General features: G+C 36.5%; 21 protein-coding genes. 15 read left to right on the top strand and 6 right to left on the bottom strand.

Going from position 1 to position 20,442, the window contains the following annotated elements; translation table 11 throughout:
• Positions 1-17 precede the first annotated feature (17 nt).
• Both G6R40_RS10970 and G6R40_RS10965 read left to right on the top strand, forming a co-directional pair.
• Positions 18-410 carry a heavy-metal-associated domain-containing protein gene (locus G6R40_RS10970; RefSeq protein WP_185670483.1) on the top strand — a complete coding sequence of 131 codons (393 nt, stop codon included), beginning with the start codon at positions 18-20 and terminating at the stop codon, positions 408-410.
• A gap of 18 nt (positions 411-428) precedes the next feature.
• Complete coding sequence (locus G6R40_RS10965) at positions 429-2,825, top strand: TonB-dependent receptor domain-containing protein (protein WP_165135292.1); 2,397 nt, start codon at positions 429-431, stop codon at positions 2,823-2,825.
• A 59-nt stretch (positions 2,826-2,884) separates the two neighbouring features.
• Here G6R40_RS10965 and msrB read toward each other — a convergent pair whose 3' ends face one another.
• Positions 2,885-3,361, bottom strand: coding sequence for a peptide-methionine (R)-S-oxide reductase MsrB (gene msrB, locus G6R40_RS10960; RefSeq protein ID WP_410497362.1), 477 nt, complete (start codon positions 3,359-3,361; stop codon positions 2,885-2,887).
• Between the two features lie 39 nt (positions 3,362-3,400).
• Positions 3,401-4,759, bottom strand: a complete 1,359-nt coding sequence (locus G6R40_RS10955; RefSeq protein WP_165135286.1) for an acyl-CoA dehydrogenase family protein — start codon at positions 4,757-4,759, stop codon at positions 3,401-3,403.
• Between the two features lie 479 nt (positions 4,760-5,238).
• Between G6R40_RS10955 and pgi the strand changes: the two genes are divergently transcribed.
• Genes pgi through G6R40_RS10915 form a run of 8 tightly spaced genes read left to right on the top strand, consistent with a single transcriptional unit; the run spans position 5,239 to position 12,856 of the window.
• On the top strand, positions 5,239-6,882 hold the full coding sequence (pgi, locus tag G6R40_RS10950) for a glucose-6-phosphate isomerase (protein ID WP_165135283.1): 1,644 nt from the start codon (positions 5,239-5,241) through the stop codon (positions 6,880-6,882).
• Entirely contained in the window at positions 6,879-7,709 is an 831-nt protein-coding gene (locus G6R40_RS10945; protein ID WP_228455849.1) for a class I SAM-dependent methyltransferase, read from the top strand. The genes pgi and G6R40_RS10945 overlap by 4 nt, the downstream gene beginning before the upstream one ends.
• Positions 7,710-7,742: 33 nt before the next feature.
• On the top strand, positions 7,743-8,627 hold the full coding sequence (locus tag G6R40_RS10940) for a bifunctional 5,10-methylenetetrahydrofolate dehydrogenase/5,10-methenyltetrahydrofolate cyclohydrolase (RefSeq protein WP_165135280.1): 885 nt from the start codon (positions 7,743-7,745) through the stop codon (positions 8,625-8,627).
• Entirely contained in the window at positions 8,620-9,252 is a 633-nt protein-coding gene (locus G6R40_RS10935; protein ID WP_165135277.1) for a 7-carboxy-7-deazaguanine synthase QueE, read from the top strand. The genes G6R40_RS10940 and G6R40_RS10935 overlap by 8 nt, the downstream gene beginning before the upstream one ends.
• Positions 9,253-9,285: 33 nt before the next feature.
• Positions 9,286-10,653 (top strand): exopolysaccharide biosynthesis polyprenyl glycosylphosphotransferase, encoded by a 1,368-nt coding sequence (locus tag G6R40_RS10930; protein WP_165135275.1) that lies wholly within the window; start codon positions 9,286-9,288, stop codon positions 10,651-10,653.
• Positions 10,654-10,680: 27 nt separating this feature from the next.
• Entirely contained in the window at positions 10,681-11,433 is a 753-nt protein-coding gene (locus G6R40_RS10925; RefSeq protein ID WP_165135272.1) for an MlaE family ABC transporter permease, read from the top strand.
• Complete coding sequence (locus G6R40_RS10920; protein WP_165135269.1) at positions 11,433-12,212, top strand: ABC transporter ATP-binding protein; 780 nt, start codon at positions 11,433-11,435, stop codon at positions 12,210-12,212. The genes G6R40_RS10925 and G6R40_RS10920 overlap by 1 nt, the downstream gene beginning before the upstream one ends.
• Positions 12,213-12,223: 11 nt before the next feature.
• Positions 12,224-12,856 carry an outer membrane beta-barrel protein gene (locus tag G6R40_RS10915; protein ID WP_165135266.1) on the top strand — a complete coding sequence of 211 codons (633 nt, stop codon included), beginning with the start codon at positions 12,224-12,226 and terminating at the stop codon, positions 12,854-12,856.
• A gap of 34 nt (positions 12,857-12,890) precedes the next feature.
• Here G6R40_RS10915 and G6R40_RS10910 read toward each other — a convergent pair whose 3' ends face one another.
• Positions 12,891-13,214: a hypothetical protein gene (locus G6R40_RS10910; protein WP_165135263.1), complete on the bottom strand. Its 324-nt coding sequence runs from the start codon at positions 13,212-13,214 to the stop codon at positions 12,891-12,893.
• 164 nt (positions 13,215-13,378) lie between these two features.
• Here G6R40_RS10910 and G6R40_RS10905 point away from each other — a divergent pair, with 164 nt between their 5' ends.
• The 4 genes from G6R40_RS10905 to G6R40_RS10890 all read left to right on the top strand — a co-directional run bounded on the left by G6R40_RS10905 (position 13,379) and on the right by G6R40_RS10890 (position 16,968).
• Positions 13,379-13,573 (top strand): hypothetical protein, encoded by a 195-nt coding sequence (locus G6R40_RS10905; protein WP_165135260.1) that lies wholly within the window; start codon positions 13,379-13,381, stop codon positions 13,571-13,573.
• Positions 13,570-14,118, top strand: a complete 549-nt coding sequence (locus G6R40_RS10900) for a hypothetical protein (RefSeq protein WP_165135257.1) — start codon at positions 13,570-13,572, stop codon at positions 14,116-14,118. The genes G6R40_RS10905 and G6R40_RS10900 overlap by 4 nt, the downstream gene beginning before the upstream one ends.
• A gap of 192 nt (positions 14,119-14,310) precedes the next feature.
• On the top strand, positions 14,311-16,170 hold the full coding sequence (locus tag G6R40_RS10895) for a M1 family metallopeptidase (protein ID WP_165135254.1): 1,860 nt from the start codon (positions 14,311-14,313) through the stop codon (positions 16,168-16,170).
• A gap of 39 nt (positions 16,171-16,209) precedes the next feature.
• Entirely contained in the window at positions 16,210-16,968 is a 759-nt protein-coding gene (locus tag G6R40_RS10890) for a type III pantothenate kinase (RefSeq protein WP_165135251.1), read from the top strand.
• A gap of 50 nt (positions 16,969-17,018) precedes the next feature.
• Here G6R40_RS10890 and G6R40_RS10885 read toward each other — a convergent pair whose 3' ends face one another.
• Both G6R40_RS10885 and G6R40_RS10880 read right to left on the bottom strand, forming a co-directional pair.
• Complete coding sequence (locus G6R40_RS10885; RefSeq protein ID WP_165135248.1) at positions 17,019-17,450, bottom strand: nucleoside deaminase; 432 nt, start codon at positions 17,448-17,450, stop codon at positions 17,019-17,021.
• A gap of 2 nt (positions 17,451-17,452) precedes the next feature.
• Positions 17,453-17,995 (bottom strand): energy transducer TonB, encoded by a 543-nt coding sequence (locus G6R40_RS10880; RefSeq protein WP_165135245.1) that lies wholly within the window; start codon positions 17,993-17,995, stop codon positions 17,453-17,455.
• A gap of 260 nt (positions 17,996-18,255) precedes the next feature.
• Between G6R40_RS10880 and G6R40_RS10875 the strand changes: the two genes are divergently transcribed.
• Entirely contained in the window at positions 18,256-19,533 is a 1,278-nt protein-coding gene (locus G6R40_RS10875; protein WP_165135242.1) for a Y-family DNA polymerase, read from the top strand.
• Between the two features lie 52 nt (positions 19,534-19,585).
• On the opposite strand, the gene G6R40_RS10870 is transcribed toward G6R40_RS10875, so the two are convergent.
• Complete coding sequence (locus G6R40_RS10870) at positions 19,586-20,431, bottom strand: IS3 family transposase (RefSeq protein WP_262887644.1); 846 nt, start codon at positions 20,429-20,431, stop codon at positions 19,586-19,588.
• Positions 20,432-20,442 lie beyond the last annotated feature (11 nt).

Below are 20,442 nucleotides of genomic sequence, written 5' to 3'. Positions count from 1 at the left end.
ATTAAGAATCAATTATTATGAAATCTATTTTAAAGAGTGGACTACTCTTTTTAGCTGTATTTTTATTTTCAAACTTCTCAGCACAATCCAAAACAGAAAATCTTCGTGTAGAAGGTAACTGCGGTATGTGTAAAGAAAACATCGAAACCGCTGCAAAAGCTGATAAACATGTTGAATCTGCAAAATGGGACAAAAAAACAAAAATGTTGACAGTAACTTATGATGCAGGATTAACCTCTACGAAAAACATTTTGCAACACATTGCTAAAGTTGGTTACGACAATCTTGCCTTTCATGCTTCGGACAAATCTTATAGAAATTTGGAAACTTGTTGCCAATACAAGCGTCCAGACAATTCGTCCAAAATGCGCGCTAACTGCGATCCTAATCAAGTTTGTGAATTAAAATAATCCGATAACTACTTCAACATGAATTTTTTAAATAAAAGTCTTCTCACTTTTGTTATGCTTTTTATTTCCATAACAATTTGGGCACAAGACACACTGAAAACCGAATCTTTCTACGTTAGAGGGAATTGTATGTCCTGTAAAATCCGTATCGAAAAAGCGGCAAACGACATGGGAACCAACCACGCAGATTGGAAAGCCGAGGAACAAAAAATCTATATTACTTATGACTCCGCCAAAACAACAGCGGATAAAATTTTAAAACATATTGCGAATGTCGGTCATGACAACGAAAAATACACAACAGAAAACAAAGTCTATGACAAACTTCCCAAATGTTGTCTATACGACCGTAATTTTAAATGGGGCGAAAAAAATCCTTTAGTTCACATGGACGAAGAAGAAGAACAAACGCCTAAGACCAATACAAAAGATGAACACGCTGGGCATAATCACACAAAAGACCCAAATCAGATAGAAGGTGTTACGGTGACAAAAACAAAGGAAGCAACAGCACTTAGCAAAAAGGAAGTTGGACTTACCTTCAACATCGATTCTAAAGAGTTACTAAAAGCAGCTTGTTGTAATCTATCCGAAAGTTTTGAAACCAATGCGACTGTGGACGTTTCGTTCAGCAATGCCGTTACAGGAACCAAACAGCTTAAAATGTTAGGTCTCGACCAAAAATACACGAGCCTTACCAAGGAACTCCTTCCCGAAATTCGTGGACTGGCATCTGCTTATGGTCTTAATTTTATTCCAGGAAAATGGATTGGCGGTATCCAATTGACAAAAGGAGGAAGCACCGTCGTGAATGGCTACGAAAGTATTACGGGACAAATTAACACCGAGTTACTAAAATCCCACGATGAAAAAAGCGAAACAGAAATTAATCTTTTCGCGGATTTTGAAGGCCGAACAGAAGCCAATATCACGCACACATCGGCATTGTCTGACCATTGGACACAAAGTATTTTGCTACATGGCAACGCCACTTTGGGAAATACAGACATGAACAAAGATGGCTTTCTGGATCGCCCAAAAGGCACCCAGCTTAATACGACTTATCTTTTGAATTACAACGACCTCGACCATTCTGGAATTGCTTCTCATTTTGGTCTTAATTTTTTACAAGATTCCAGAACAGGAGGACAAGTCGGCTACAACAAACGTCTTTCTCAAAAAGAACAAGATCTTTATGGTGTTGGGATTGATATTTCCAGATTTCAAGTTTGGAACAAAACAGGTTATGTTTTTAAAGGAAAACCTTACCAAAGTTTGGGTTGGATGAATCAGTTTACCTACCATCAACAAGACAGCTTCTTTGGGTTTAGAAACTATTTCGGAAAGCAATCGACGTTTTATTCCAACTTAATTTTTGAAAGTATTCTTGGAAATACCAACCATAAATACAAAGTGGGCGCAAGTTTCTTACTCGATAATTACAACGAAGATTATTTAAACCAAAATATAGAGCGTCAAGAGTCTGTACCAGGACTTTTTGCAGAATACACTTTGACTGGTGCTAAATATACTTTGGTTGCTGGTGCGCGCGTGGATTTTCATAATTTGGTTGGAACACAATTTACCCCAAGACTTAATTTTAAATACGATATCGCACCAAAAACGATTTTGAGATTATCGGCAGGAAGAGGATTCCGCACAGCGAATGTCTTTGCAGAAAACCAACAATATTTTGCATCAAACCGTCAAATCGAAATTCTTGACAACGGCGGAGAAATTTATGGTCTAAAACCTGAGATCGCTTGGAATTATGGCGTAAGCTTACAACAAGAGTTCCGTTTGTTTAACAGAAAATCTACCATCATCGCAGATTTCTTCAAAACCGATTTTCAAGACCAAGTTGTCGTCGACCTTGACCAATCCAGCAACAAAATTTTGTTTTATAATCTCGACGGGAAATCGTTTGCCAACAGCTTCCAAACGCAATGGGATTTTAGCCCAGCCAAAAATCTCGATTTTCGTCTAGCATACAAATATTATGATGTGGCGACAGATTATCTCAGTGGTTTGAAAAAAGTGCCTTTCATGGCAAAACATAGAGGATTTTTCAATGCTGGCTATTCTACCAACAAAACAGACAAAGGTGACTTTTGGAATTTTGATGCGACATTTAATTATGTAGGAAAACAAAGACTTCCAAATATGAGAACGAATCATGCAGCACATCATTTGGGTGATTATTCTGATCCTTACTCTACGCTAAATGCGCAGATTTCTAAGAATTTCACGGACAAAATTAGACTGTATGTAGGTGGCGAAAACTTAACCAACTACAAACAACACAATGCTATTCTTGATGCTCAAAATCCTTTTGGAAATAATTTTGACGGCGGAATGGTATATGCACCAATCATGGGAATCAACATGTATGTCGGCGTTGATTTTAAATTTTAATTTCATTAAAACCTAATAAAAAAGCTGCTTCTTTTCGGAGCAGCTTTTATTTTTTAACTTTAATCTTTTTCAAAATCCAAACTTATAGAATTCATGCAATAACGCATTCCCGTGGGTTCTGGACCATCGTTAAAAACATGACCAAGATGTGAGTCGCAACGCTTGCACAAAACCTCGATTCGCTCCATACCATGAGAAGAGTCGCGTTTGTACACAACACCTTCTTTATCGGCTTCAAAAAAACTTGGCCATCCACAAGAACTTGCAAATTTGGAAGTCGAACGAAACAGATGATTACCACAAACCGCGCAGTAATAGTCGCCCATCGTGTCAAAATCGTTATACTTCCCAGTGAAAGGACGTTCGGTTGCTGCTTCTCTTGCTACAGCATACAAATCTGAAGGAAGTATGTTTTTCCATTCTTCATTAGAAACATTAAGTTTTGCACGATCGGTTCGAGAAAAGTAAGGATTATGTTGTTCCATTTTAGTTGTTTTTATAGGTTGTTGCGTTTGAGAACAGCTTCCCAAAGTCATCATTATCAAAAGTACGAATAGACTTTTCATAATACAAATTTACACAAAAGCGCTAAAGCCTGTAATAGCGCGTCCAACAATTAACGAATTAATCTCTTTTGTTCCTTCATAAGAATAGATCGCTTCAGCATCCGCTACAAAACGGGCGACATTATGTTCGAGAAGTATACCGTTGCCACCCATCACTTCACGAGCGCGACTTACAATATCGCGCATCCTCATCGTACAAAAAACTTTTGCCAAGGATGCGTGTTCGTCTTTTAAAATTCCTTCATCTTGCATTTCGGAAAGTCTAAAAACCATCGTTTGCATTGCGGTCAAATTCGATAACATTTCAACAAGATGCCCTTGTATCATTTGAAAACTTGCAATGGGTTTACCAAATTGTTTTCGTTCTCGCGTATAGTGGAGTGCGTTTTCGTAAGCGCCACGTGACAAGCCTACAGCCATCCAGGCAACGCCCGCTCTTGTCATTTGCAAAACCTTTGCCGTGTCTTTGAAAGAATTGGCATGTTCTAATTTATTATCATCTGTAACAAAGCAATCTTTCATCGTGATTAATCCATTCTGAACGATGCGTAGTGCCATTTTTCCTTTAATTTTTTCAACAGAAAATCCAGGATTATCTTTTTCCACGATAAAACCTTTGACCTCATCGTCATCAAGATCGCGTGCCCAAATGATGATAACATCCGCAAAAGTGGCATTGCCAATCCATTTTTTTTGTCCATTAAGAATCCAGCCGCCTTCTACTTTTTTACAAGTCGTCGTCAAACCGCCCGCAGCACCAGAGCCAACCTCTGGTTCGGTCAATCCAAAAGCTCCAATTTTATCAAAATTCTGCATGGCAGGAAGCCATTTTTCTTTTTGAGCTTCGGATCCACACATATAGATCGATCCCATTGACAAGCCCGACTGCACGCCAAAAAATGTGGCAATAGAAGCATCTACCCTCGCCATTTCCATAGCCAAAACGCCTTCCATCACAAACGGCAAATTGGGGCAACCATAAGCATCATAAGTAACGCCACAAATATTAAGTTGTCGAAATTTCTCTATCAACTGAAACGGAAATTCATCATGAAGCCAATAATCGTTAACCAAAGGTTTTACTTCTTGTTCCATAAAAGCACGAACCTTCAACTGAATTTCTCGATGCTCTGGACTCAAAGTATGATTGACGTCATAAAAATCACCATCTATTTCGGGAAGTTGACGTTCTTTTTTATTAGAATCCATCATTTTCATCATAGACTGAAGTTGTTTTTCATTAAGCTGAGAAACATTTGCAACCAATTTTGGAAGATCTACTTTGGAAGAAATCGCTGCAATCTTATCAAAATCCAAATGACTAAAAAGTTGGATGATATTTTTGATTTTTGAAAAACTAAAAGACATAAGTATGATTTTGCTAAAATTGGAACAAATTTTATTCCTAAAACACAATCTAATTAGATTTTTATTATTAAATTGCAAAAATAAATATCGCAGACCAACTAAAATATAATAGCGTTAGCATTTATCTTAAAGAACCTAATATTAGCATTGCCCAAATCCCAATTTCTAATGTCAAAAACTTTGACAATCAATACAAAAACAATTTTGGATTCGAACTAAAAAACGCTCTTGTAGAGGGCTTTTATAGGATACAAAAGATTATTGTATTCTTAGTTTCTATTTGGCCATTTTTATCAATTATTGCCGCAATATTTTATTTAAATAAAAGAAAAAATTGGTTTACAAAGCTTTCTAAAACTGAAAAATATTAAAAAATACCCGTCTATTGTGATGGATACTTTAATTAAAATAAACATGAAAAACCAAGACCTCCATCCCACGAATTTTCAGTAAATTTGCAGATTAAACATTGGTGAATTATGCTTCCAAAAATTAATCCGTCACAAACATTGGCTTGGAAAGCTCTAGATGAGCATTTTGCAAATAATGATTTCGACCTGAGAACATTGTTTCGGTACAATCCCAATCGTTTCAAGGATTTTTCTATTGAAACTGACGATTTACTTTTCGATTTTTCCAAAAACTTGATTGATTCTAAAACTTTAGAATTGTTATTAAATCTTGCTGAAGAAACGAATTTAAAAGAAGCTATTCATCAAATGTTTTCTGGTCAAAAAATTAATGAAACCGAAAACAGAGCCGTTCTCCATACCGCGTTACGCGACTTTTCCGAAACGCCAATTTGGGTAGATGGCAAGAATATCAAACCTGATATCCAAGAGGTTTTAAAACAAATGAAAGTTTTTTCAGAATCGGTTATTTCTGGTGAGCACAAAGGTTTTACAGGTCAAGAAATTACAGATATTGTTAACATTGGCATTGGCGGGTCAGACCTTGGACCGGTTATGGTTTGCTCAGCTTTAAAACATTACAAAACACGTCTGGATGTTCATTTTGTATCGAATGTCGATGGCAATCATTTGGCGGAAGTTGTTAAAAATCTTAATCCTGAAACAACGCTTTTTATCATTGCTTCCAAAACCTTTACAACTCAGGAAACGATGACCAATGCGGAATCTGCAAAGGATTGGTTTTTGAAATCTGGCGCCAATCAAAACGACGTTGCAAAACATTTTGTCGCGCTGTCCACAAATGCTGAAAAAGTTAGAGATTTCGGAATTTTAGAAGAAAATACTTTTGAATTTTGGGATTGGGTTGGTGGCCGTTATTCTTTATGGAGCGCTATTGGACTTAGCATTGTTTTAGCAGTTGGATACGAGAATTTTGAAGAATTATTGAAAGGTGCGGAAGCGACAGACATCCATTTCAAAACTAAAAACTTTAACGAAAACATCCCTGTTTTGATGGGACTTTTAGGGATTTGGTATCGCAATTTTTTTGCCGCTAGCACTTATGCCATTTTGCCTTACTCTCAATATTTAGATCGTTTTCCTGCTTATTTGCAACAAGGCGACATGGAAAGCAACGGAAAATCTGTTGACCGAAACGGCAATTTTGTGGAATATGAAACTGGCCCGATTATTTGGGGAGAACCAGGGACCAATGGGCAACACGCCTTTTATCAACTTATTCACCAAGGTACAGAATTAGTCCCTTCGGATTTTATTGCATTCGCAAAATCTTGTAATCCAATGTCAGACCATCAAGATAAACTATTGGCGAATTTTTTTGCACAAACTGAAGCTTTAGCTTTTGGGAAAACAGAGGAAGAAGTTTTAGCAGAATTAGAACAAGAAGGCAAATCGGAAGAAGAAATAGATTTGTTATTAAATTATAAAATATTCGTTGGAAATACACCAACTAATTCCATACTCATCAAAGAGTTAAACCCAAGAAGTCTTGGCCAGCTTATAGCGCTTTATGAACACAAAATTTTTGTGCAGGGCATTATTTGGAACATTTTCAGTTTTGACCAGTTTGGGGTAGAATTAGGAAAAGTTTTAGCTAATAAAATTTTACCAGAACTTAAAAACAACAAGCTAATCACAAGCCACGATTCGTCAACGAATGCTTTGATTAATTACTATAAAACTAATAAATGATTAAACGAAATCTTTTTTACAAACTTTCGCCACGATATAGATTTATCGCACGGAAGCTTTATTATGCTCCTATAGACTTCTTGGAAGGCATTTCTGGTAAACGTGAAAAATACATCCCTAAAAAAGGCGATATCTATACCGGACCCGGCGATTTTAAAAAAATAGGCGAACAACATTTATATTTATTGCAAAAATATGCACAGTTGCAACCTACGGACAGAATTTTGGACATTGGCAGTGGTATGGGACGAACGGCTGTTCCTTTAACAAAATTTCTTACAAAAGGTGCAAAATACGAGGGTTTTGATGTGGTCGAAAAAGGTGTGAATTGGTGTAATAAAACAATAAAATCGGACTTCCCGAATTTTAATTTTAAATTCATCCCATTAAACAATGATTTGTACAACGAGCACAAAGACACTGCAGACAAATTTGTTTTCCCTTATGATAATAACTCATTTGAAAAAGCATTTTTATTCTCTGTTTTCACCCACATGCGTGTTGAAGAAATTAAAAACTACATCTTCGAAATTGAGCGTGTCTTGACTTCTGGCGGTAGATGTTTAGCAACATTTTTCATTTATGATAAAAAAGATGATTTAAGCAATTTTCCTGGCTTCAAATTCCCATATGAAAAAGACGGATATAGACTTTTAGATGAAAAAGTACAAGGGGCGAATATCGCATTAGAATACTCTTTTTTAGAAAAAATAATTACAGATGCCGGTTTAGAATTAGAACATTATATTATGGGCTTCTGGAGAGATTTTAACCTAGATAGAAAAGAAAGAGACTTCCAAGATGTGATTGTCTTAAGAAAGAAATAAATCAAATAGTAATAAAAAGTAAAAAGAAAGAAAATGGCGCAAATCCTAGATGGACTAAAAGTCTCGAAAGAAATCAAAAATGAAATTCGTGAGGAAGTTGAAAGAATCCTTGCGAACAACAGACGCCCACCACATTTGGTTGCAATTCTTGTGGGGAACAATGGTGCGAGCAAAGCTTATGTTAACAGCAAAGTTAAAGATTGTGAGGAAGTTGGCTTTACTTCTGGTTTAATCAAATTTCCAAGCACAGTTTCGGAAGCAGAACTACTAGAAAAAATAGACGAGCTTAACAAATCAAAAAAAGTAGATGGCTTCATCGTACAACTGCCTCTTCCTAAACAAATCGACCAAGAAAAAATTATCATGGCGATTGACCCCAGAAAGGATGTAGATGGTTTTCATCCTGAAAACTTCGGCAAAATGGCTTTAGAAATGGACACCTTTTTGCCCGCGACCCCTTTCGGAATTTTGACTCTGTTGGAACGTTACAATATTGAAACAAAAGCAAAAAACTGTGTAATTATCGGCAGAAGCCGTATCGTAGGAAAACCCATGAGTATCTTGATGGGGCGCAAGGATTTCCCTGGCAACTCAACAGTTACATTAACACATTCCTATACAGAACATATCGAAGAATATACAAAAAAAGCAGACATCGTCATCACCGCTTTGGGAGATCCTAACTTTTTGAAAGGCGACATGATCAAAGATGGTGCTGTTATCATTGACGTAGGTATCACTCGAGTGGATGACAACTCAGAAAAAGGTTACCACCTTGCCGGTGATGTTGATTTTGAAAGTTGTGCCGAAAAAGCAAGCTGGATAACTCCCGTGCCAGGCGGCGTTGGCCCAATGACAAGAGCGATGTTAATGAAAAACACGATTATCGCTTACAAAACTTCAGTTTATAATGACTAAAGAACAAGAAGATTTATTACTAAAAGAAGGAAAAATGCTCCCTGTGATGGAGCATTTTTACACCATTCAGGGTGAAGGATTTCATGCTGGAAAAGCTGCATATTTTATAAGGCTAGGAGGTTGCGACGTAGGCTGCCATTGGTGCGATGTTAAAGAAAGTTGGGACCCGACGCTGCATCCATTGATGTCGACAGAAGAAATTGCTAAAACTGCCGCCAAATATTGTAACACAATTGTATTAACTGGTGGCGAACCGCTTATGTGGAATTTAGAAATTTTAACATCAAAACTAAAATCGCTAGGCTGCACAATCCATATCGAAACATCAGGCGCATATCCAATGTCTGGACAATTGGATTGGATTACACTTTCCCCAAAGAAAACAGGCTTACCATTAGACGAAATTTACAAAGTCGCTCACGAACTTAAAGTGATTATTTTTAATAATAATGATTTCAAATTTGCGGAAGAACAAGCTGCAAAAGTTAACAATAATTGTGAATTATTCTTACAAAGCGAATGGAGCAAAAGAGATACTAATTATCAGAAAATCACAGACTTTATTCTAAAAAATCCAAATTGGCGCTCATCAATTCAAACACATAAATACTTAAATATTCCTTAAAATATTTATATTAGCTGTCTGAAATTAATGTAGATGCAAAAACTTCGATACTCTCGATACTTCAAAAGCATAATGATTCTGCTGGATATGATTCTTGTAGGATCTATTTTTGTAATCTTTTATTATCGGAATTTTGAGTGGAAATACGACTCTAATGAAATTGAGCAGAATCTGCTTTCAATAGCTTTGTTGTGCTTTTTTTGGATTTTATTAAGCGGCAGAACCAAACTGTACCATGTCCCAAGAAGCTTAACTTTCACCAATTATCTGGAGCGCATCATTGTCCATATTTTCATTTTCTTTTTGGGCGTCATACTTCTGGGAAAAGTTAGTAACAACGATTTCTTAAAAACCGAACGATTCTACCTTGCAGGATTCATGTTGTTGGTGATGATTCCTTTTAAAAGTTTGATTTTTTCACTTTTAAAATACATCCGAACCTTAGGAAAAAACCACCGTAACATAATGTTCATCGGCGAAAATACTTCAACAGAAATCCTTAGAGAAATCATCAAAACACGTCCAGATTATGGTTATAAAATTTATGAATATCCAACCTCAGAGATAGATATTGAAAAACTGATTACTTTTTGGAAAAAGGAAGGAATCCATACTATTTTTATCCCATCAGAAAATTGCATAAATCCAGAACTGGAGCGTAAAATTTTCCATGAAGCAGAAGCTAATAAAGTCATCATTTCTTTAGTACCCAACATCGTTCAGAATAATTTTTTCGAATACGATATTAATTATATTGTTACCCTTCCAGTTTTAACACCAACTAAATATCCTCTGGATTATTTCACAAATGCGATATTAAAACGCGCTTTTGACTTGTTATTTTCCGTTGTTATCTTGGTTGGAATTTGTTCATGGTTATTTCCAATTATTGCCATTTTAATTAAAATCGACAGCAAAGGCCCTGTTTTTTTTAAGCAAAAAAGATATGGTTTTCATGAGCAGGTTTTCAATTGTTGGAAATTCCGAACCATGGTTAACAATAGTGATTCTACGACAAAAACCACAGAAGTTGGCGATAAAAGAATCACCAAACTCGGAAAATTTCTAAGAAAATCCAGCATAGACGAGTTGCCTCAGTTTATCAATGTTTTTAAAGGAGAAATGTCTGTCATCGGACCGCGTCCACACATGCTTTTGGTCGATGAGTTTTATAAACCAAAAATCAGCCGCTATGCGATAAGAAGTCAGGTAAAACCAGGTATTACGGGGCTTGCGCAGGTAAATGGTCTGCGTGGTGACGACGGCGATATGAATATCAAAATGAAGAAAAGGGCGCTTGCCGACGCATTTTATGTCAAAAATTGGAGTTTTAGCTTGGATTTTGTAATCATTCTCAAAACCATATACTTGGTAATTGTTGGCGATAAAAATGCACGATAATCTCTACAAAAAGATTAATTTTACAAAATGTTTAAAAGATTATTTAAGGCAATAGGCGAATATGTTCTCTTATTAGGAAAAGTAATTAGCAAACCGCAAAAAACGCAGGTTTTCATGAAGCTACTCATGAGAGAGATCTACGACCTAGGCGTTAATTCGTTTGGATTGGTACTGTTCACTTCGTTCTTTGTAGGAGCGGTAGTTGCTATACAGATGTTCAACAACTTCTCGGCTTCCAGCTTTCCTATTCCTTTATCTTTTATTGGATACGCAACAAAAGTTGTTTTAATTTTAGAATTTTCCCCAACTATTATCTCGGTAATCCTTGCTGGAAAAGTAGGTTCTTACATTGCATCAAGTATAGGAACCATGCGTGTTACCGAACAAATTGATGCTTTGGATATTATGGGTGTTAATTCTCCTAATTTTTTAATTCTTCCAAAAATTTTTGCAAGTGTTATTTTCAATCCACTTCTTATTGCAATTAGTATAGTTGTGGGTATTTGGGGTGGTCATATTGCTGGTATCGCTACGAAAAACTGGACAGAAGCAGATTATATTACAGGAATCCAGATGTATATGCCTTCCTTTTTCATTTGGTATGCTTTTCTGAAAACCGCAGTTTTTGCATTCCTTATTGCGACCATTCCCGCATATTTTGGCTATAATGTAAAAGGCGGCTCTTTGGAAGTTGGGCGCGCCAGTACGCAGGCTGTAGTCTGGACGATTGTATCCATTATTATCGCCGATTTATTATTAACCCAAATGCTCTTAAGCTAATGATAGAAGTTAAAGATTTAAAAAAGAGCTTCGATGGGACAGAAGTTCTGAAAGGCATTTCAGCAAATTTTGAAACAGGAAAAGTTAACTTAATCATTGGACAAAGTGGTTCTGGAAAAACTGTTTTTCTAAAAAGTCTTCTCAATGTTTATCAACCAACAAGCGGATCTATATTATTCGATGGTAGAGATATTGCCGAAATGACACGCGACGACAGACAAACTTTGCGTGCAGAAATCGGAACTGTTTTCCAGGGAAGTGCACTATTCGACTCGATGACGGTTGAAGAAAACATTCAGTTTCCTTTGGATATGTTTACCAACATGACATTCCGAGAGAAAAAGAGAAAAGTAATAGAAGTTATTGGTCGTGTTAATTTGCAAAATGCTAACAGAAAATTCCCTTCCGAAATTTCTGGTGGTATGCAAAAACGTGTTGCCATCGCCAGAGCTATCGTTAACAATCCTAAGTATCTTTTTTGTGATGAGCCTAACTCAGGACTCGATCCTTATACATCAAATGTTATTGATGATCTTTTGATGGAAATTACAAAAGAATATAACACGACAACCATCATTAACACCCACGACATGAACTCGGTAATGACAATTGGCGAAAAAATATTGTATCTTCGCCTAGGTGTCAAAGAGTGGGAAGGTAACAAAGACCAACTCTCGACGGCAAAAAATAAAAACCTTATTGACTTCGTTTATTCATCAGAACTATTCAAGCAATTAAGACAGTTTATGTTGGAAAGTGACCAAACAAGCTTAACGTAAATTTATATAACATGAAAAAATTAATCACCGCGATGGCAATGTTTGCAAGTGTAGCAGCATTCTCGCAAATCACATTCGGAGCAAGAGCTAACCTATTATTCAACACATCATCTGCAAAATGGTCAGATTTTAAAAACACGGTTTCAGACTTAGCAGAATCAAAAGGTAAAAGCAATACTGGTTTTAACTTCGGTTTGTCAGCAAAAATCAATCTTCCAGTAACATCTTTGTATGTTATGCCAGAGATCTATTACACGACAATCAAAAATACGGTAGAATTTACAGATGCTGGAAAATCTGTGGAATTGGAAGCGAAAAACGAAAGAATCGACATTCCTGTTTTGCTAGGTTACAACCTAATGGGCGAAACATTGAGTGCTTTTGTAGGCCCCGTTTTCAGTTACAACATGTCAAAAGATAACAAGTTCCAAAACTTTACAGAATCAGAAACTAAAGATTTCGGTGTTGGTTATCAATTTGGAGCAAATGTAACGCTTAAGAAATTCGTTATCAATGCAAGATACGAAGGCGCGTTCTCGAAAGATGAAAGAAAATTCATCAACACTGTTGCTGGTAGCGAAGCAGAAATTAATTACGATAACAGACCTAGCTTCTTTATTCTAGGTTTAGGTTACAATTTCTAAGAAAGACATTTTCTTTAAAATATTAAGAGCAGAATTACATAAAATTCTGCTCTTTGTTTTCTGTAGAAGCCTGTTGTTGAGCTTCTTGCTGTTTTGTTAAAACTTGTTGTTGTTTTTCAAATTCAAGTTTTTCTTTTTGTAATTGTTTGAAGGCTTTGCGGCGTTCTTCATCTTTCATCGCACTGCCTTTACTCACATAGCCAACAATCCCCCCGATAATCAATCCTATCCCAATGCCAGCCATGATGCCCATAAAGTGTGAAAGCTTCATTTCTTCCATAGAAAAATTGGTGGTTGCATAAAATAATAAAATTGCGAGCCCCAATAATACCAAACCTATTAATGTCAAACTTCTCATAATTCTTAATGTTTATTTGTGTTTTCGAAAAGCAAATTTAAGTATGCTATTTCGCAATCGTAAATTTATTTAAATTTTTAAATATGAAATTTAATAAAATAAAGTTTTAAAATACTTTTTAAATTTGATGTTTAATCGGTTTTAAAACCCCAAATCAGGCCTCAATGAAACATATTCTTTCAGTGGTATTTTTAATATCGAACTTGTATTTTTCCCAATCCTACAAAACACCTTTTGAACAAGGCAATGGTAACCAGACCACTACTTTTCACGCCATGCGAGCTTATTACCAACAACTTGCAAAATATTTTCAAAACCGATATTATATTACGACACTTACGAACCTAGCAAATATGTGAAAATCCCGACATACTATGTTATTCCGCAATCCGAATACCGCGTTATTGAATTATTAAAATTAAACGACGTCAAAATGTCGACCATCAAAAAAGATTCTGTAATTAATGTAGAATCTTATCGCATTTTGGATTTTCAAACGGTGAAGAATCCTTACGAAGGTCATTATCTACATTACAAAACTGTTGTCGGTCGGGCGCAGGAGCAACATCTTTTCTGCGCTGGCGACATTTTGGTACATCTTAACCAAGACGCGATGAAGTTTTTGTTGGAAACTTTAGAACCTGAAGCTGTGGATTCTTACTTCAACTGGAATTTTTTTGATGCGATTCTTGGACAAAAAGAATATTATTCGGCCTATGTTTTTGAAGACACTGCCGCAGATCTTTTGAAAAATGACAAAGCCTTGAAAACGGCTTTCGAACTAGAAAAAGCTAAGGATCCAATATTCGCTGAAGATGGAAGTGCGCAATTGGATTGGATTTACAAAAACTCGCCTTATTATGAGAAAAGCCATCGCCTATACCCTATTTTTAGGATTAATTAAGTATTTTTGAGAAAATTTGATCTAATACAATTTTCGCGTGAGCGATGGAAGTGGAAATCCTTTTTTGTTGGGCATTGAGCGGAGCCGAAATGCCCAACAAAAAAAGATTGAAACGGACGTAGCGACCCGAGTGAGGAACTGTAGCGCCAGCGGAAGTTACCGAGCGAAGGGACACGCCCAAAACTTTAAGTTATGAAAAAACTGAATCTAACATTCTTTTTTATCCTTTGTTCGCTTCTGCTTTCGGCACAAAAAGAAGCTTATTATCAGCAATATGCGAAGTACAAAATGGACATCGATGTGGACGCCACCAACTTCACATACCAAGGAAAACAAACTTTACAATACACCAACAATTCGCCAGATGATCTGGATGTGGTGTATTTTCACTTATATTGGAATGCCTTCAAACCTGGATCGATGATGGACCAACGTGTCCAAAATCAAGGATCAAATGCCGATGGCAGACTTTCTGCAAAAACTGCTAATGGTGTTGTAAGCCGTTTGGCGGGTATTCCGCAAAATGAAGAAGGTCGTCAAAATATCCATTGGATTAAACTAAATGGCAAAGATTTGAAATTCGAAATTCAGGAAACGATTATGAAAGTTTATCTTCCTGAAAAGATTAAATCTAAAACAACTGCGACTTTCACGATGGAATGGGATGCGAATATCCCAATGCAAATTCGTAGAGCTGGGCGCAACAACCGTGAAGGTGTGGACATGACCATGACACAATGGTACCCAAAAATCGCAGAATACGACTATGACGGTTGGGCAACTTTTGATTATATAGGAAGAGAATTCCATGCACCGTTTTCTGATTTTGATATTAATATTAAAATTGATAAAGACTACATCATCGGCGCGGGAGGAACCTTAGAAAACCCTAATGAGGTTAAAGCTTATGTGAGCAATCCTTCTTTAAAACCAGATACCAACAACAAAGTGACGTGGCGATGGACTGCGAAAAACATGTTGGATTTCGCGTGGGCAGCGGACAGAGATTATATTGTTGACAGTTTCCCGATTTTGGATGGTCCAAAAATATATTTGGTGTATCAAAAATCTGAAAAAACTAAATACTGGGAGGAATCAAAACCTTACATTACCAAATTTTTCCAAATTATGAACAACAAATTTGGTCGCTACAAATGGCCTTCTTATTCCTTCGTACAAGGCGGCGATGGCGGCATGGAATATGGGATGACTACCATGATTTTGGGCGAGGCTAAATCTCTGCAAGGTCTTTGTGGGCTGATGTTTCATGAGGGCGCACACTCTTGGTTCCAACAGATGTTAGCAACTAACGAAAGCGAAAAACCTTGGCTAGACGAAGGTTTTACAAGTTATGCCGAGAATTTTGTAATGAACCAATTATTCCCTCCAAAATCGCCTCAGCCTAATCCTTTCGTTGAAAGTATTTCGCGTTATGCTGACTTTGTAAAAACAGGAAAGGAAGAACCTGCCGTTTGGTTCGCAGACCATCATGACAATGGCACAGCTTACTCCTACGCATCTTATGTAAAAGGTGAATTATTTTTGGTACAATTAGGATACATCATGGGAGAAGATAATCTTAACAAAGTGATGCTTCGCTATTATGACGAGTGGGCAATGAAACATCCTACAGAGCGTGATTTTATGCATATTGCTCAACAAGTTTCTGGTATGGATCTTAAATGGTTTTACAACTATTGGATCAACACAACTAAAACAATAGATTACGCCATTAAAAACGTAAAATACGATACAAACAGCACAACGATTACTTTGGTTAACAAAGGGACGATGCCAATGCCTATCGATTTCAGTATTTTAACAAAGGATAAAAAAATTGTTAATTATAACATTCCGTTGAATATGACGCATACTTGGAAAAAAGCTGATATCTACGGACCTATCCAAAGTTTGAACTATTGGCCTTGGACACAGCAGGAATATACTTTCACAATTCCTTTTGGAAAATCTCAAATTGCTGCATTAGGTATAGATTTCAGTCAACGTTTGGCAGACATCAATCCAGAAGACAATTATCTGGAGGTTAAATAATTTAAATCAAAATTTAAGACAAAACGAATAGCCAAAAAAATGAATTCAATTGTAATAAATATTGGAAATACCAACATCCGATTTGGATTATTTGATGATGATAACTGCGATATTTCTTGGGTAATTAATACCAAGCCTTATCGCACCAGAGATGAGATGTACGCCCAATTTTTGATGTTGTATCAGACTTATAAAATTGAACCTGAAAAGATCGACAAAATCATCATTGGCTCTGTGGTTCCACAATTGACTTTGGACATTTCTAGTGCTGTTGAAAAAATACACGGAAAGAAGCCTATTTTGGTAGATCGCAAAACGCCTTCTGGCTTGCAGGCAAAATCAAAACAAATGGGAACAGATATCTACGCCAACCTTGTTGCAGCGCATAATCTTTATCCTAACAGAAAAAAAATCGTTTTGGATTTTGGTACAGCTTTGACAGCGAGTTGCGTTGCCGAAAACGGAGAAACCATTGGTGTTATCATTGCGCCCGGCATTATAACCTCACTCAATTCTTTAATTAATCAAACCGCTCAACTTCCAGAAATAGAACTTAAAAAACCAAAATCTGTTCTTGGACTCGATACAGTTACTTGTATGCAAAGTGGTATGGTGTATGGCTTTTTAGGAATGGTAGAAGGTTTTATTGACCGTATCAATGACGAAGTTAACGACGATTGTTTTGTGGTAGCCACAGGCGGCGTGAGCCACATCTACAAACCTCTGACGGAAAAAATACATATTGCAGATCGACTTCATACACTTAAAGGTTTATATTTCCTCGGAAAAGATTTATAAAACAAAACCACTTCTTTTTTGAAGTGGTTTTTTATTTAATTTTCTAAAATTCATCGTTTCGATTTAAAAAAATCTTTGACAATCTGCGAACACTCTTGTTCTAAAACACCTGTTACAACCTCCGTTTTGGGATGTAAGGATAAACCTTTGTTGATATAACCGCGACGCTCATCGCGTGCGCCGATAACAACTTTGGAAATCTGAGCCCAAGTCAACGCGCCAGCACACATCACACAAGGCTCTATCGTCACATAAAGTGTACAGTTTTGAAGATACTTTCCACCAAGAAAACTCGCTGCCGAGGTTATCGCCTGCATTTCGGCATGCGCTGTAACATCATTCAGCGCTTCTGTCAAATTATGCGAACGAGCGATAATTCTGTCGTTGGAAACAATGATACAGCCAATAGGCACCTCATCTCTGTCCAGAGCATTTTGCGCCTCTTGAAAAGCCATCTTCATAAAATATTCGTCTGTGAACATATTTAGTTTTTAGCAATTGTAATAGGAATGGAATAATACGATCGAACGGGCGTGCCGTTAATCTGCGCTGGAGAAAATTTTTCTGGTAGAAGATACAAAACAATTTCGCTTTGACGATTGAGACTAGCGCTGTCGCCACTGGCTTTGACTTGACTAACACTTCCATCGCGTTCTACAACGAACCTAACTTTTGTTGTCAAGTTAGCCAACTCTTCTGTATTGATATTTTCAGTATAAATGTTTTCTGAAATAAAATTTCTAATCGCTGTAATTCCACCAGGATATTTCGCTTCTGCATCACCTATTGATGTACCTATTTTGGAGTCTATACTATTTCTAGGTAAAACTTTAGAAAGATCTTCAAGATTTTTAACCTTTACCAAAACACCAACCAAGGCAGCATTCTCAACGCTATCTAGTTTTTTCATGAAATAGCTTTTTTGTTGATCCACAAAATCAGCCAAACCATTTTTCGCAAATTCGCTTTGTCTTTTATTAAACTCAGTTTCCAGCATCAATCGATGTTGTTGGAATTTTTCTTTCATTTGTCTAAATTCAGGATTTACCTGACTTTTCATCAATAAAGCGCTGAAAGAAAACACGACAAAAAAGAAAATTTTGTACATCACACAAATTCTAATATTGTAAAAATACAGAATCGAAAGTTAATATAACACGAAATTTAAAATTTGATAAAACTAATTGCAACTTCATAAATTTCGTTTGTGATTAACTTGTTAAAAACTTTAAGAAGACTCTCTTTTTTTAGATCAAAATTCTTTCTAGCTTTGATAAAAATTTGGTGATGTTTGCGCTTATTGACTGTAATAATTTCTTCGTTAGTTGCGAGCGCTCTTTGGATGCGACTTTGCAAGAAAAACCTGTTGTAGTACTTTCCAACAACGATGGATGTGTTATTTCCAGAAGCAACGAGGCCAAAGCCCTAGGCATTCCGATGGGTGCGCCAGCCTATCAATTCAAGGCGCTTTTTCACCACCATCATGTAACAGTTTTGTCCGCCAAATTTGAACTTTACAATTACAAAAGTCAGGGCGTTATCGATATTTCTAAATCTTATGCGCCAGAGCACGAAGTCTATAGTATCGATGAGTTATTTTTGGATTTTCATGGTTTTAAATATGTTAAGCTTCAAACTTATGCTACAGAAATCCGAAATCGTGTACAACGAGAAATGGACATTCCTGTAAGTATCGGCATTGCTCCTACAAAAACACTTTGTAAGGTCGCTAACCGGATTGTTAAAAAATTTCCAAATCAATTTCCAGATGGCGTTTATATTTTAGATTCAAAAGAAAAAATAGAAAAAGCGCTGAAGTGGCTTTCTATCGAAGATGTTTGGGGAATTGGGCGGCGCTATGCTAACAAAATGAAAGATGCTGGCGTCTATAAAGCTTACGACCTTTTACAAAAACCGGAAATCTGGGTTCGGAAAATCATGGGCATTCACGGCGCAAGAATGCTGAATGAATTAAAAGGTATTCCACAACTTGACCTCGAAAAAGCATCTGATAAAAAATCGATTACGGTATCTCGTAGCTTTATGGAAATGATTACAGAAAAAGACGCTTTGCGCGAACGCATCGAAACTTTCGCTTTGTATTGCGCTGAAAAACTTCGTAAACAAAATTCTTGTTGTAAAAGTCTAAGCATCTATATTGGCACCAACAGATTTCGAAAAGATTTGCCAGCATACAATGGCTTTTTGTCTATCAATCTTGATAACCCGACCAACTCGTCTATCGTTTTGGCAAGGGCGGCTTCTCAACTTTTTGAGCAGGTTTTCGTAGAAGGCTTTTCTTATAAAAAAGCTGGCGTTTTCGTATCAAACTTCGTTCCTGAAAACGCTAGAATTACTAGCCTGTTTGAAGATGATGTCCAAAACAAACACCTTCCAATAATGCGCGCCATGGACAAGCTAAACCGAAAATATGGCAAAGACAAAATACGTCTTGGAAGTATGACTGGCGAAAATACCTATGGCAGAAAAATCATGTCAGAAGCCTATGAACACTTCCTCAAAAACAACACCCTTCCAGAAGCTAATTTTAGATTCTTTTCGTAAATGTGTAACGTCCTGAAAAAATGATACAGGATTAGACCAATAAAATTTTATTTTAAACAGTACATATATTCGTATTTGTACTGTTTTTCTTTTTGTAAGATTTTGGTATTAATTCTTGTTGTTGGTGCATTTGCATCGGCGTTAAATAATGGTTTGACAAGTGTGGTCTGAACTCATTATAAACTTTTACAGTTTGTTTAACCAAAATCTTTCTTGTATTCAAATCTACATTAAATTTATCAATATCATATTCCTGTTTTAAAATTCCATTGATTCTTTCGGCTATGGCATTCTCATAAGGATCTGATTCTTGTGTCATACTACAACGGATTTTATGCTTTTTCAATAGCTTTTTATAATCATCGGAACAATATTGTAAACCTCTGTCTGAGTGATGAATAAGACTCTTCGGGTTTTCTTTTTTTAATGCCATTTTTAGAGCATTTAAACAAGATGCTGTAGCCAAAGAATCCGACACATCAAAGCCTACGATTTTCTTAGAATAAGCATCGGTTATCAAGCTTAAATAGGCTGGGTTTTCTCTGTTTCCCAAGTAGGTGATATCCGATACCCAAACATTATTAGGCTTTTTGTATTGATAATCTTTAATCAAATTTTTATGTTTTTTAAAACGATGATACGAATTGGTCGTTTTGTGATAACTTCTTTTGGGAATGGTTAACAAATGGTTAGCCCTTAAGAAGTCAAAGAATTTGTCTCTGCCAATTCTTAAATTTTCAAGTTTCTCTTTCAAAAGAAAATACAGTTTCTTTCCACCCATTTTTGGATGAATCATTCGCAGCTCTGCTACCCAATCCACAACCTGCTGTGCATTTTGTTGCCGCTTTGCTCTTCGCTTTAAATGACGATAATAAACCTGTCGGTCAACCCCGAACAATTCACAGGAGA

Source organism: Chryseobacterium sp. POL2 (assembly GCF_011058315.1).
Taxonomy (GTDB): domain Bacteria; phylum Bacteroidota; class Bacteroidia; order Flavobacteriales; family Weeksellaceae; genus Soonwooa.
This window is presented reverse-complemented; position numbering and strand designations above follow the sequence as displayed.